This window comes from Nocardia suismassiliense, assembly GCF_900269665.1.
Classification (GTDB): Bacteria; Actinomycetota; Actinomycetes; order Mycobacteriales; family Mycobacteriaceae; genus Nocardia; species Nocardia suismassiliense.
The window spans coordinates 5,241,955-5,256,588 of the sequence record NZ_LT985361.1; the positions used below are offsets into that span (position 1 = coordinate 5,241,955).

At 67.3% G+C, this 14,634-nt stretch carries 10 protein-coding genes; 8 read left to right on the top strand and 2 right to left on the bottom strand.

Features of this window, described 5'->3' with window-relative positions:
* Positions 1-13 precede the first annotated feature (13 nt).
* Together DBO33_RS23325 and DBO33_RS23330 are read right to left on the bottom strand one after the other, a co-directional pair.
* Positions 14-856: a 3-hydroxyacyl-CoA dehydrogenase family protein gene (locus DBO33_RS23325; protein WP_107656949.1), complete on the bottom strand. Its 843-nt coding sequence runs from the start codon at positions 854-856 to the stop codon at positions 14-16.
* Entirely contained in the window at positions 853-5,670 is a 4,818-nt protein-coding gene (locus DBO33_RS23330) for a type I polyketide synthase (RefSeq protein ID WP_159080433.1), read from the bottom strand. The genes DBO33_RS23325 and DBO33_RS23330 overlap by 4 nt, the downstream gene beginning before the upstream one ends.
* Before the next feature lie 562 nt (positions 5,671-6,232).
* Here DBO33_RS23330 and DBO33_RS23335 point away from each other — a divergent pair.
* From DBO33_RS23335 to DBO33_RS23370, 8 genes are read left to right on the top strand one after another with little or no spacing between them, the layout of a single operon-like run.
* Complete coding sequence (locus tag DBO33_RS23335) at positions 6,233-7,459, top strand: 4-hydroxyphenylacetate 3-hydroxylase N-terminal domain-containing protein (protein ID WP_159080434.1); 1,227 nt, start codon at positions 6,233-6,235, stop codon at positions 7,457-7,459.
* A gap of 28 nt (positions 7,460-7,487) precedes the next feature.
* Positions 7,488-8,507, top strand: coding sequence for a methyltransferase domain-containing protein (locus DBO33_RS23340; protein ID WP_107656952.1), 1,020 nt, complete (start codon positions 7,488-7,490; stop codon positions 8,505-8,507).
* Positions 8,504-9,487, top strand: a complete 984-nt coding sequence (locus tag DBO33_RS23345) for an arginase family protein (RefSeq protein ID WP_107656953.1) — start codon at positions 8,504-8,506, stop codon at positions 9,485-9,487. Before DBO33_RS23340 ends, DBO33_RS23345 begins: the two co-directional genes overlap by 4 nt.
* Complete coding sequence (locus tag DBO33_RS23350; RefSeq protein ID WP_159080435.1) at positions 9,477-10,595, top strand: aminotransferase class I/II-fold pyridoxal phosphate-dependent enzyme; 1,119 nt, start codon at positions 9,477-9,479, stop codon at positions 10,593-10,595. Before DBO33_RS23345 ends, DBO33_RS23350 begins: the two co-directional genes overlap by 11 nt.
* Complete coding sequence (locus DBO33_RS23355) at positions 10,579-11,724, top strand: ATP-grasp domain-containing protein (RefSeq protein WP_159080436.1); 1,146 nt, start codon at positions 10,579-10,581, stop codon at positions 11,722-11,724. The genes DBO33_RS23350 and DBO33_RS23355 overlap by 17 nt, the downstream gene beginning before the upstream one ends.
* Complete coding sequence (locus DBO33_RS23360) at positions 11,725-12,402, top strand: GNAT family N-acetyltransferase (protein ID WP_107656956.1); 678 nt, start codon at positions 11,725-11,727, stop codon at positions 12,400-12,402. It begins immediately after the preceding gene.
* Entirely contained in the window at positions 12,383-13,669 is a 1,287-nt protein-coding gene (locus DBO33_RS23365; protein WP_107656957.1) for a cytochrome P450, read from the top strand. The genes DBO33_RS23360 and DBO33_RS23365 overlap by 20 nt, the downstream gene beginning before the upstream one ends.
* A complete protein-coding gene (locus DBO33_RS23370; protein WP_159080437.1) occupies positions 13,669-14,622 on the top strand; it encodes an NAD(P)-dependent oxidoreductase in 954 nt (317 codons plus the stop codon). Before DBO33_RS23365 ends, DBO33_RS23370 begins: the two co-directional genes overlap by 1 nt.
* The last annotated feature ends 12 nt before the right edge of the window (positions 14,623-14,634 follow it).

Sequence of the window (14,634 nt, forward strand, 5' to 3'; positions counted from 1 at the left end):
TTCGGGGCCGCTCTCACGAGTACGAGAAGAAGCCCTGACCGGTTTTCCGGCCGTGTAGTCCGGCGTCGACCATCTTGCGGAGCAGCGGGCACGGCCGATACTTGCTGTCTCCGTAGAACTCCTGGAGCCCCTCGATGCTGTACAGGATGGTGTCGAGCCCGATCAGATCCGCGGTTTCCAGCGGCCCCGACGCGTGCCCGAAGCAGGACCGGAAGATCTCGTCGACCTCGGCCGCCCCCGCCACGCCGTCCTGGAGCAAGAAGATCGCCTCGTTGACCATGAGCATCAGCACCCGATTGGAGACGAAGCCCGGCATGTCGTTGACGACGATGCCGCGTTTCTCCAAGCCTTCGAGCAGCTCCAGCGCGGTGGCGATAGTGGCCTCGGAGGTGTGCCAGCCGCGGATCACCTCGACGGTGGACTTCATCGGCACCGGGTTCATGAAGTGCATGCCGAGCACCCGATCGGGCCGCTGGGTGGCCCCGGCGATCTTGGTGATCGGAATGCACGACGTGTTGGCCGCGAAAACCGTTTCGGGCGGGCAGATCTCGTCCAGTCGCGGATAGATCTCGGCCTTGAGCGACCAGTTCTCGGTGATGTTCTCGATGACGAACTCCGCCGAGCCGAGGTCGCTGATCTCGGTCGTATAGCTCACCCGCTGGGTCAGGTCACCGTACTTCTCGGTGTCGTGGCCGAACAGGCGCCCGGTGCGGGCGTACCGGACGACCTCGTCCGCCGCCCGGTCCAGCTGGGCCTGGGCGCGGTCCACCAGCACCACGGAATATCCATGCGCCGCAAGGGCTTGCGCGAGGCCCGAACCCATCACCCCTGCCCCGACGACTCCGACAAGTTTCATGTCCGTGACTTCCTTTCGGGCGCGGTCGCCGTGAGTAGGTAATCGGCCATATCGGCGATCGTCGGCGCCTCGAACAACGCCACGGTCGGGATGACCGCGCGAAACTGTTTCTTGATCGAGTTGATCAGTTGCAGACCGACCAGCGAATTGCCGCCGGACTCGAAGAAGTTCTCGTGCAGGCCGACCTGGTCGACGCCGAGCGCGTCCTGCCAGAGTTCCGCGAGGCGGCGCTGGTAGTCCTCGATGGTTCGGCCGGGCGGTGCCGTGAGGGGCTCGACTGTGCCCGGCCCCGGCGAAGTGGCCGACTCGGCGAGCGGGTCGTTGCCGCCGACCCATGCCGCGATGCGCTCGGGCAGCTGCCCGGCGGAGACGACCGCGCGGCGTGGGCCGCCGGTGATGAGCCGGTCCAGCACGTCGAGCGCGTCCGAGGCGGCGAACGAGTATTTGTCCAGTGAGTCTGCGACACCGGGGTTTTCACCGGAATGGACTGTGTCCTGCCAGGTGTCCCAGCACGCCGAACGCCACGCGGATCCGCCGGGCAGGCCACGCATCGCGACGAACTGGTCCTGGAACGCGTTGGCGGCCGCGTAGGCGGTGAAACCGATGCCGCCGAGGACCGCCGACATCGAGGACAGCAGGACCACGAAATCGGGGCGCTCGCCGCGCAGTGCGTCGGCCAGCGCGAGGGTGCCGTCGACCTTGGCGCGGAAGTGCGCAGCGCTTATTTCCGGCGACGTGTCCTCGATGGTGGTGAACGCGTCCGGCGACAGCACGCCGGCGGCGTGGATCACCCCGTCGATCGCGCCGAATCGGTTGCGTACGTAGGCCATTGCGGCGGCGGTGGCGTCGCGGTCACCGATGTCGCAGGGCAGTACCAGTACCTCGGCACCGGCGTCGGACAGCGCACGGACCGCGGTCGCCCGAGCGCGCAACTTCTCGTCCGCCTGCCCAACGTCGTCCAGGTCCGGCAGCGGTGTCCTGGCCAGCAGCACAAGTTTGACGTCGGCGGCCGCGGCGGCCAGGTGCGCCGCCGCCCGCAGGCCGATGCTTCCGGTGCCGCCGGTGATCACGTAGACGCCGCCGTCGCGCACGTACGGTGCGGGTGCGTCGAGGGTGAGCGATCTGAAGCGTTTCACCAAGCGACGCCTGCCACGCCGGGCGATTGCGGGATCGTTTCCCGGCCACTGCATTTCGGTGAGCACGGCGGCGGTGAGCTCGTCCCACGAGCCATCCGCGTCGTCGACGGGGGTGACCACATCGAACGTGCGTACCGCCAAGCCCGGGTACTCCTGGCTCGTGGTCAACGCAGGACCTGCCACCGTGGTCTTACCGGGATGCAGATCGTCTTCGGCATCGATGAGCTGGGCGTGGTCGGTGACCACCAGGACGCGGCAGCCGTCGACGCAGCGGCGCCCCAGCTGTCCGGCCAGCGCCAGCAGACTGTCGTAACCGAGTCGGCGATGCGCGGTCACGCTGTCGGCGTCGCCCGGGTCGCCGCTCTTACCGTTCACGGACCACAGGTGCACTACGGTGCGCGGCAACAGGTTTCGTTCTTCCAGCGCCGCGACCAGTTCGGCGTAGTCGGCGCGCTCGCCGGGCCGGATGCGGTACTCGTCGGCGGTGGTCGCCTCGAAACCGGTTCCGGGCGAGACGGTTACCCAGTCGGCACCGTCGAGCGCCTTCGCCAGGTACCCGGCCAGCTCGGCGCTGCATGTTTCGGGATCGGCGAAGACCAGATAAGGACCGTGCCGGTCTGCGGCACCCGACGCGGGCACCGTGACCCACTGGGGTTCGAGGACCTCCGTTGCCGCAGTGTCGGTCGCCGCGACAGACCGAGCCGAGACCGCACTCTTCTCGGTCGCGGGCCAAAACTGTTCGTGCTGAAACGAATACGTCGGCAGCGACAGCGTGGTCCCGGCCGATCCGGCGCGAGTCCAATCCACGTCCACCCCGGCGGCCCACAGTCGGCCGAGCGTGCGGGCAACGATCATCTGGTCCGGCTCCCGCACCGAGGAGCCCCGCAGGGTGGGCAGCGCCGCGGTGCCACCGGCCTGCATCAGCGTCTGGCTGGCCAGGCTGGCGAGGTGCCCGGCGCCGAGGTCGACCAGCACGCACGGGTCCGAGCCTGCCAGGGTGTCGACGCCGTCGGCGAACGAGACTGTCGCGCACATGTGCTCGGCCCAGTACTGCGGATCGCGTGCTCGGTCGTCGCTGATCCACTCGCCGGTCAGGTTGGATACGAACGGGATTCGCGGCGCGCGCAGCTCGACCCCGTCGAACAGCTCGATCAACCGCTCGCGCAAGGGATTCAACAGGTGCGAATGCATGGCCCGGGTGGTCGGCACCCGGCGTGCGGCGATCTCGGCGGCTTCGAGACGTTGTTCGAGTTCAGCGATCGCGGCTTCGGTACCGGCGATCACCACCGTGGTGGGGCTGTTGACCGCGGCGCAGGACAGGTCCGGGCCGAGGTACTCGGCAATACGGTCTTCGGAGGTCGCCACGGTCAGCATCGCGCCGGGCTCGGCGTCCGCGACGAGTTGGGCACGCCGCACGACCAGTGGCAGCGCGGCCTCGACGTCGAAAACGCCTGCGAGACAGGCGGCGCTGTACTCGCCGAGGCTGTAGCCGAGCAGGCCGCTCGGCTCGATGCCGTAGCTCTGCCACAGTCGCGCCGCCGCGTAGTTCAACGCGAAGATGACCGCGTGGGCCAGGTCGATGCGGGTCACCAGCTCGCCGGGGCCGGTGGTGGTGTCGCGCCGCAGGGCGGCGAAGGGGTCCGACGCCGCCGGTGCCGCGTCCGGGTACAGGGCGGTGCGCAGGTCCATGCCCAGCGATTCGGCCGCCACCTCGGCACAGTGGTCGACCGCCGCGCGGAATACCGGGTGTGTGCGGTAGAGGTCGCGTCCCATGCCGGGGAACTGATCGCCGGTGCCCGGCATTATGAATCGCACGGTCGGCTGCCTGCCGGACGGCGCGGGCTGCACCGGTACCCGGCGCCCGACCTCGTCGAGCGCCTCGGCGGCGTCGAGCAGGGTCTGGAAGGCGATGGCCGTGCGGCACGGCATGGGGCTGCGCCCGGTTTGCAAGGTGGCGGCCACGGCCGCCGGATTGAGTCGCGGGTTGCTGCGCAGGTACTCCGCTATCGCGTGCGCGGTGGCGGTCAGTGTCTCGGGAGAGCGCCCCGACAGCGGCAGGATGTGCCAGCGCTGCTCGTCGGCGGGTTCCTGCTCGACCGCGGCGACCGGCGGGGCGGCCAGCACCACGTGGGCATTGGTACCCGACCAGCCGAACGAACTGATACCGGCGGTCGGCGGACGAATGTCCGCGTGCGGCCAGCGAATGTTCTCGTGCGGCAGGCGAACCGGGCTCGCGGCCCAGTCGATCGCCGGATTCGGCTGTCGCAGATGCAGATTCCGCGGAATGGTGCGCCGGTTCAGCGCCAGCACGGTTTTGATCAATCCGGCTATCCCGGCCGCGCCGGTCAGATGTCCGATATTGGTCTTCACCGCGCCCACGTACAGTGGCTGGTCATCCGGCCGTGCGGTACCGAAAACCTCGGTCAGCGCACCGATCTCGATCGCGTCGCCGAGCTGCGTCCCGGACCCGTGCGCCTCGACGTAGTCGATATTGTCGGCGCTGATTCCGGCGTTTCGATGCGCCGCGCGAATCACGGCGACCTGCGCCGCACGGTTGGGCGCGGTCAGTCCGTTGCTCATGCCGTCCTGGTTGACCGCCGACCCGCGCACCACCGCGAGCACCCGATGGCCGCGGGCGCGGGCCTCGGCGAGCCGTTCGACCACGACCGCGCCACACCCCTCGCCGAGCAGGAACCCGTCGGCCGCGGCGTCGAAGGTCTTGCAGCGACCGTCGGCGGCGAGCATCCGCATCTTGCAGGCCTGCAGGAAGGTGTCGGGGTGCACGGTCGCGCTGACGCCCGCGACGACCGCGCGATCGCACTCGCCGTTGCGAATGCTGTTGACCGCCAAGTGCAATGCGACCAGTGACGACGAGCAGGCCGTGTCGACGACCAGGCTCGGCCCGTGCAGATCGAGCAGGTAGGACAGCCGACCGGCCATCACGCTGGACGCGCTGCCCAGACCCAGATACGGGTCGTCGAGTTCCGCCCGGCCGCCGTGGTCGATCAGCACATTGCCGTAGCGACTGTCCGCCATCATGCCGACGAAGACGCCGGTGCGGGTGCCCCGAAGTTGGTCGGCGGAGATGGCGGCGTCCTCGAACGCCGCCCACACGGTCTCCAGCAGCATGCGCTGTTGCGGATCCATCCGCAGGGCCTCGCGGGGCGAGATGCCGAAGAACCGGGCGTCGAAGCCGGCGAGGTCGTCCACGAAGGCGCCGCGCGTCGTGTAAGCGGTTCCGGGACTGTACGGATCGGGATCGAAGTAGCGCTGCGCGTCCCAGCGCTGCGACGGCACGTCGGTGGCGGTGTCGATACCGTCGGCCAGGTTGCGCCAGAACAACTGTGGTGAGTTCGCGCCACCGGGGAATCGGCACGCCATGCCTGCTATGCACATGGTGTCGTCGTCGGCGGCGGGCTCCAGGTCGGGCACGTCCGATTCGGCGACTTCCGCGATGCCGCCGGACGCGGCGGTCGCACCGACCAGCGCCGCGCTCAATGTTTCCAGCGTCGGGTGCTCGTACAGCAGAGTCTCGGGGAGTTTGCACCCGAGCCATTCCTCCAGTTCCCCCGAGAGGCCGACCGCGTCAGACGACGTCAACCCGTAGGCGGCGAAAGTGGTGGTCCGGTCGATCGCCTGCGGATCCGCTCCGATGAGCTGGCTTATCTTCGCTGCCACCCATTCCTCGATCGCCGTTCGATCGAAGGCACCGGACCCGACCCGATTAGTCTCCACCAATACCGCCCTTCGGACATCGGGGTCATGGCCTGAATTGTTCTAATTCTTCTAGAGCTTTCACCGAATACCCGAAACAGGGAGAGCTCAGCCCCTGGTGGCCCCGAATCTAGCACCGACCCAACCCCCTCGCAACGCTGTTTCCAGCATACTTCCACCGCCGGACACAGAGATGCGAGACCATTGCAGCACAGGATGTTTCGCACCCGGCCAGCCTTCATTCTCGTCAACAGCGGAGAATCCGCAACCCCCCGAAAAGGGGGCTATCGGCGAATTCGAAACCCCCCGATCGGGGGGTTTACATATTGCCTGATCAATGCCGATAAGATAACGCCCGGGCTCATTTGATGAGGGATCATGAAATGGTACGATGTGATCAGCGTCACAGGTGCATCAAATGGTTACCCAACGACCGGTCGACTATCTTGAAGTGCGGGGGCAGGCTTCGGGTTGTCCGCCTTGTGAACGGTGGGGCTGTGCATTAGATCTAAGGCAAGGACGTCCATTGGAAACTCAGCAGATCAGCCGCACGGCCGAAAATCATTCGGTCGCTTTCGCGGACCGGATGAGTACCCCCTTCGCCAAAACCCTGGACGGCCTGCGCACCAACCCGGAATTGAAATTATTCTGGGACTGCATTTGGACGCCGCCGGAAACCCACGAACAGTTTCTGGAGTACACCGGGCAGTTGCGCCGGTTCGCGACACACAGCGGCGGCCTGCTCGGGCGCAGCCCCGACTTCCTGGCCGGCATCGTGTCCGCCTGGGCCGCCAACGCGGACCACTTCGGCGACGGCGCCGAACAGTTACGGGAGTTCCACCGGCAGTGCCGGGCCGAGAATTCGATTCTCACGCATGCGATCTCCGACATCTCCGAACGCGGGCGGATCGCCGAGGACCGGCTGCTCCAGGTGGTGGCCCGCGACGCCGACGGTATCTACCTGAGTGGCTTCAAACAGCTGGCCACCCTGGCGCTGTACGCCGACGTGCTGCTGATCTACCCCTACCGCATGCTCACCGAGGCCGAGCACCGCACCGCGCTGTGCGTCGCGATCGCGCCGGACAGCGACGGCGTGACGGTGCACTCCCGGGCCGGCTTCGGTGCCGCACACGAGATTCCGGACGAATCGATCGACGCGCTCGACGAACAAGACGCGATCATCGAACTGGACCACGCGTTCGTGCCGAACTCCCATGTGTTCATCGATGGTTCGGTGGCGCAGTGCAATACGTTGCGCGCCCGCACCGGCATGACCCATCCGGCCTGGATCCAGGCGCTGGGGCGGATGGCGGCCAAGGCCGAGATGTATTCCACGCTGGCCGAGCGGGTGCTCGACGGCGGACAGACCTCCGTCAAAGAACCCGGCGTGATCCTGGCGAAGCTTCGTCGTTTCGCCGCGAGCACCCAGCGTGATTTCACCGCCGCGATCGAGTCGGCGGCATTCGACGATCGTTACGGTTTCTGGGCCGCCGACCGCACCATGCTGCTGCAGGGCATCGGCAATTTCACCGAGCGCATCGAGGGCGCGTCCGCCCTGCTCGCGCAGATCGCCGGACTCGATCTCATCTGCCCCAAACCCGGCAGAACCACCCAGCACGGCCTGATCCCCGCCGCGCCACAGCTGTCCGACTGGACGTTGTTCACGAACCTTTCCTCGGGGGCGTACGGCTATCGGCAGAACAAATACGAGCTTGCTTTCGTCGGCGACCCCGATCGGCTCGCCGCTGGCTGACAGGCGGAGAAAGTCCCGAAAGAGAGGTATGAACACCATGCTTACCCGGAACCGCCTGATCGAAGCGCTGGAGCCGTTCAGCGGATACGTGCAGTCGGCAGTGCTGTACAACTTGATCGAGCACGGCATCCTGGAACAAATTGTGGTCAATGGAATTTCGGCCCGCAAGGCGCTGGAATCGGTCATCACCACACCCGAGCGCGTCGAGGCCCTGCAACTGTTCCTGCGCACGGCCGGCTACACCGACAACGATCGGGCCACCGACAAACTCGTGCAGATCTGGGAAGCGCGCGGCTGGTACCAGATGATGATCGGCGGCTACGGCCGTACCTTCCTGGAGATCGGCCAGGGCTTCACCTCGCCCGCCGCGGTACCGCGCGACGGCCGCATGGTCGGTGTGGGCAGCTGCGCGATCAGTGTGCACGACGCCATTCCGCTGATGTACCGGGTGCTCGACCAGCGCGGCAAGAGCTATCGCAGCGGCATCGATCTCGGGTGCGGCAGCGGCATCTTCTTGACCACCCTGGCCGACAAGTACTCGGAGATGCGGCTCACCGGCATCGAGCCGAGTCCCGAAGGTGCCGCGGCCGCAACGGAGTTCGTGGCCGGGTCAGCGCACGCCGACCGGATCGACATCGTCAACGCGGATGCGATCGGCCATCTCGAGCAGACCGAGTCCCACTACGACTTCGGCATCATCAGCTTCGTCATCCACGAAATCCTGGGCCAGGACGGCGAAGCCGGGGTGCGGAAGTTCCTCCGGACGCTGTTCGACAACAACCCCGGCCTCGAACTCCTGGTCATCGACATCGATTACTGCTGGGACGATGCGGAAAAGATGAAGGACCCGCACCGCACCAACTACTACAACCACTACTTCCTGCTGCACCCGTTCACCGACCAGCGCCTGGCACCCAAGCAGTACTGGACGGACCTGTACGCCAGCGAGGGCCTCGAGGTGGTCGTGGATGATGTCGACACTCCGGGCCTCGACGAAACCGGGATCGTGACCGCAATGCTGTTGCGGGCCAAGGAAACCGAAGCATGACCGATTACACCGACAGCCAGGCGGTCTGCCGGCTGAGTTCGGGGCCGCGGACCTTCTTCCGGCTCCCCTACCGGCCGGTGCGGGAGCTGACCGAACAGGACGGCGTCGACGCCGTCATCCTCGGCGTGCCGATCGACGGCGCCACCGGCTACCGCAGCGGCGCGCGCTTCGGACCCGAGGCCGTGCGTTCGGCGAGCACGCTCGCCCGGCTGGGCAGCCGGGAACGCGGGCTGGTCATCACCGATCTGCTCACCGTCGTCGACGGCGGCGACGTGCACATTGTGCCGGGCTACCACCTGCAAACGCTCGAGCTCATCGAGAAGAGCGTCGACGCCGTGCACGGTATCGGCGCGCTGCCGATCCTCATCGGCGGTGACCACAGCCTGGCGATCGCCGAATTACGCGCGGCCGCAAAGAAACACGGGCCGCTGTCGCTGGTGCAGCTCGACGCACACCGGGACGTGCTCGACGACTACTTCGGGGTCAAGCACTTCCACGGCACGGTGTACCGCCGGGCGGCCGAAGAGGGGTTGATCGACCCGACGACCAGCATCCAGATCGGCATGCGCGGCAGCGTGCCACGGGAGGACCTGGCCGACGACGGGCTCGGTTTCACCGTGATCCACAGCGACGAGGCGATCGAGCTCGGCTGCCGGGAACTCGGCCGGATCGTGCGCGACAAGGTCGGTAGGAATCCGGTCGCGCTGACCTTCGATATCGACTTCGTCGATCCCTCGTGCGCGCCGGGTACCGGAACGCCGGAAGTCGGCGGCCCCTCCTCTGCCTTCGCGTTGCGGCTGCTCCGTGAACTCGACCTGCCGGACATTCGCACGGTTTCGCTGGTCGAGATCTCGCCGCCGTACGACACCGCCGACATCACCGCGCACCTGGGTGTCGCGGTGATCTTCGAAATCATGACCCTCGCCGCTGCCGCCCGGCGGACCACGACGCAACAGGATGGTCGTCTGCATGCCCGATAACATCACCGACCTGGAAGTCAGGGCGCTCGTCGACGGTGTCAACCTGTCCGACGGGCACCCACGAATGTCGCTGTCGCCCAGTCAAACCGAAATCGTCGCGGGCTTCGCGGAGATCTTCGCGCAGACGCGCAAGCTGCCGGTCGACGTGGTGGAGAAGAGTTCGCGCAACGCGTTCCTGTCCTCGATCGGCCAGCACGGCGCGCTCGCCGACGACGTCGACTTCCGCAGCTGCTACTCCTCCTCGACCGCCATCGACATGATCGGCAAGGCGATCCGCCTCGCCGACCGGCCGGTGGTGATGGTCGAGCCGACCTTCGACAACCTGCACGACCTGCTGGCCGGGCACGGGCTGAACATTCGGTCGGTCGCCGAAGCCGAGTTGGCGACCGGGCCGTTGGAGCACCTGCCGCCCGCGCACGGGGTGCTGTTCACCGTCTCGCCGAACAATCCGACCGGCACCGTGATCGACCAGGACCGGCTGCACCGGCTCGCCGCCGCCTGCGCCGACCGCGACACCGTGCTCGTGATCGACTCCTGTTTCCGGGCACAGGATCTGCGGGCGCAGTACGACATGTACGCCGTGCTCGCGCGCTACGACCTCGACTGGGTGATCATCGAGGACACCGGAAAGCTCTGGCCGCTACAGGAATTGAAGGCAGGGTTCCTGAACTGGAACGCCGGCAATCCGCTGCCCCTGGCCCGGATGTACTCCGACCACATGCTTTCGGCGTCGCCGTTCATCCTGCGGGTAATCGAATTGTTCGCCGACGACGGCGTGCACGGCGGCTACGACCTCCTGCGCGACGGCATTCAGAGCAATCGCAGCCTGGCGCGCAACAACATCAAGCTGACACCGGCCTACCCGGACTCCCGGATCTCGGTCGATACCTTCCGGCTTCCGGAAGGCGTCGCGGCCAACGCGTTGTACGCTGAGCTGGGCGAGGTCGGCGTGCACGTGCTGCCCGGCGAGCTTTTCTACTGGGCGCAGCCGCACCTCGGCACCGATCTGATCCGTATATCGCTGGCGCGCGATCCGGACTCCGTCGTCACCGGTTGCCAGCGCGTCGACCAGCACCTCGAGGCTTGGAGGCGTGTTGTCATCAGGTGATCGCGCAACGGTGGTGCTGTTGCAGGCGAAGCAATCACTCGGCAGTGTCGGGGTGACCGAATTCGGTTCCGCCGTCAGGGCGTCCGGCGCCGACCTGCGCATACTGCGGACCGGGGAGGTGCCCCTGGTCCGCGATGCCGATGTGGCGCTGGATGGGATCGGCGAGGAGCGCATCGCCGAGATCGACGAGTGGCGGTCGCTGATCCCCGCCGGGACCACCGCCATTGTCACCAATGACGAATATCTGCTCGGCCTGGCCGCGCAGCTGTGCGATGAGTTCGGCCTGAGCTCCCCGATCCCCGTCGGCTCCTTGGAGAACTACCGGCACAAGGGCGTCATGCGCCGGACACTGGAAGCAGCGGGCATCCCGGTCCCGGAGACGCTGATCGTGACGGGCGGCAGCGTCGAGAAGGCCGGTGGCTGTACCGGATTCGACGACGACGAGCTGGTCATCGTCAAGCCGGCCGCGGAGGCGAACCTGCGCGGGATCCGGATCGAACGGTTCGACAACGTCGACACCGCCGCCCTCGGCGACGGTACGGTCGAACGGCTGCTCGAAGGCCCGCAGTTCCATTCCGAGGTGCTCATCGCGAACGGCACTGTGACACACCTGTTTTCGGGGCTCTACATCCGTTCGCTGCTGGACCTCACCAAGGGCGGCCCCTCGGGTTCGGCGCGCGTCGCCCCGGCGACGGAGGCGCGGCTGGCCGAGCTCGCCGTGCGCACCTGCACGGCGCTCGGCCTCGACGGAATCTTCACCGCCCATGTCGAATACCTGTCCAGCGGTGACACTTTCGAAGACATCGTCGTCAGCGAGGTGTGCGCGCGAGCGTCCGGCGGCGAGGTCCCATTCCAATCCAGGGTGATCACCGGCACCGATCTCGAGCTGCTCAACCTCCGCATCCAGGCCGGGCTCGACTGGTCCGAGCCGAAGGTGGACCCCGAGGTCTCGGGCGGGTGGCTGTGGCACGTCGGCCGCCCGGTCGCCGGGGCCGACCGCATCGAACACTCCGGCGTCGAGGCGACCTTCGATCGCATCACCCTGGGCGGGCGGGCCCGGCTCACCGGCCGCACCGAAGCCGTGCTGGCCGCACTCGAACTGCTGGCGGTCGCGAACGAGGTGCAATGAGTGGCGAGTAGACGACAGCCCATCGATCGGTCCCGGCGCTACGGGAAACCGCTGACCGACTTCGCCTTTCAGGAGTGGCGGGTGCCGACGCTCCCGCCACCGTGGCAGCTCACGCCGGTCACCCCGGCCACCACCGCCGAGATCGACCAGGTGGTGCACTGGATGGCGCAGCCACACGTGCAGTTCGCGATGCACAAGGACTGGGACCGCGACGGCTGGCAGGCCGAGATCGAGTTCCAATTCTCCGACAACAAGACTCGGCCCTTCCTCGTCGGACAGGACGGGCAGCGCGGCGGCTACGTCGAGCTGTACCGCGTCGCGCTCGACGTGGTCGCGGACTACTACGACACGCCGGACCGCGATATGGGCATGCACGGCTGCATCGGCGAACCCGACTACTTCGGGTACGCCCTGCCGTTCTGGGTCGCGCTCATCGCCGGTGTCTTCGAGACCTACCCGGACTGCACCGGCGTCATCTCGGATCCGACCGCCTCCAATCAGCTGGTCCGCACGCTGGACCGGAATGTGTGCAAGATCGTGGACGGCCACGAACTCGGCGAGATCGATCTACCGCACAAGCAAGCCGCGCTGTTCCGCTTCGAACGCGAAAACTTCTACGCCGCAATGAAACGCCAAGGGGGTGTCGACGTTGTCCTCCGTGAGCTCGGTGGTCACTGATCCGATTCGCTGGTTCCTGCTACACGGTCCGCTGCGGCTGCTGCCCGACTCGATGCTCGGCGACGAGAACGACGTCGGCAGGCTCTTTCTCCGGCCACCGGAGAAGGGCGATCCCTACCGGGCGATCCTGACCAAGATCGGCGCGGACGCCGGCGTGCACGACAGCGCCGCCGGGCTGGTGGTGACCGGTTACGAGGAGAGCGAAGAAATCCTGCGGAGCAACGACTGGTCCGCGGACCAGCCCGTGGCGCTGCCGCCGACCGCCGGGTTCTACCGGTGGCTGACCCGGCGTTCGGTGCCCATCGCGCTCGACGCCCCCGCCCTGGTCTTCATGGATCCGCCCGAGCACACCCGGTTGCGGAAGCTGGTCTTCCCGATGTTCACCCATCGCGCGGTGACCAGCTCGATCGACGTCATCACCAAGCACACCGAGACGGTGCTCGCCGAACTCGACGGCCGCGAGAACATCGATCTGGTCGCCGATTTCGCTCGCAAGATCCCCATCCGAGTGATCTCCGATTTCCTCGGCATTCCCGATCTCGGCGACGCCATGCTCGACTCGCTCGGCGGGCGCGGCGCCAAACTGCTCGACGTCGGTATCACCTTTCCGGAGTACCGGCGCGGTATGACCGAGGCACGCAAGTTCACCGCCTTCGTCGCGGACTGCAAGCGAGATCCCGATCAGCTCCAGGACGGGTTTTTGAAGGACTGCGTGCGAATGCACCTCGCGGGCGAACTCACCTTCGGGGAGATGCTCACCCTGGTGGGCTTCGTCTTCGCGGCCGGCTTCGAAACCACGGTCAGCTTCATCGCGAATTCCATTGTCACCGTGCTGGAACACGGCCTGGGCACCGAGGTGCTCGCCGACGGCCGCCTGACCGATCCCTGGTTCGAGGAGCTGCTGCGCTACGACTCCCCCATCCAGCTGACGCACCGCACCGCGCGGGTGGAGACCAAGATCGGCGATCGGGTCGTCGCCCCCGGCACCGGGGCGCTGATCTGGGTCGGCGCGATCAACTACGACACCCGCGCCTACCCGAACCCGGGCAGGCTCGACGTGGCCAACGTCGCCGCCCGGACCAGCATGAGCTTCTCCACCGGCGTGCACCGCTGTCTCGGCGCCTCCCTGGCGAAGGTCCAGGGGCAGGTGGCGGTCGGCAGCTTCCTCTCCGCCTACCCGAACGCCAGACTGCTACCGGGCCGCCAATGGCGGGATTCCATTGTCCTACACGGACATATCCGGGCTCCGCTGGCGCTGACCAGCTGATGCGCGCCGTCACCGTCGACCCGTCGACGCTCTACTGCCTGGGGACCTCGACCGATCCGGTCACCGTGGCCGGTGCGTTGCGGGCCCACCCGGTGCGGGTCGAGCCGGTGGCGCCGGGCACCCCGCTCGGCCACCGGATGGTCGCCCTCGCGGCGCACGACCTCACCGACGACGAGCTGGCCGAAACCTCCTCCATGACACGGGGTTCCTGGGTGCACCTGGTGTCGTCCGGGCCGAACTATCCGCACATTCCCACGCTCGCGCGCAACAACCTGGTGACCCGGAGTGCCAGGGCCTACGCGCCGTCGCTGTCGGAGTACGTCATCACCCAGCACGTCCTGCACTGTGCCAAGGACCCGATCGACGACGCGCCCAAGCCTTTTCACCGGCGCAACGCCCTCGTGGTCGGCTACGGCGCGTTCGGCCGCACCATCGCGGAAACCCTGGCCGGGCTCGGCGCCCGGGTGACCGTTGTCCGGCCGCGGTGCCGGACCGCGCATCCGTTCGGCAGCGTGGCGGCCACGCCACTGGAGCACCTGCCGACCCGCTTCGCGCATCTGATGGTCGTCGCGCTGCCCGGCATACCGGAGGTGGTGAACTTCGTCGACGACGCGCTGCTGCGCAGGTTGCGCCTCGACGGGCATCTGATCAACCCGGCGCGCTCGTCCCCGGTCGACTGCGACGCGCTGCTGCGCTGGCTGGCCGACGGCGCCGGTCGGCTCACCAGCGACGTCGAAACCGAGGAGCGGGCCGAGTTGCTGCGGCCCTGGATCGACAAGGGCCGCGTCACGCTGACGCCGCACACCGCGTGGCGGCCGTGGGATGGCGATCCGCTGTATCACCGGGACTGGGCGGCGATCTACGCCACCGGAACCTTCGATCGATCGACAATGAGGCAGCAGTCGCTGCGCATCGACCCGCAGCAGATCGCCGTGGACTACCTCATTCACTGACCACTCGTCCCA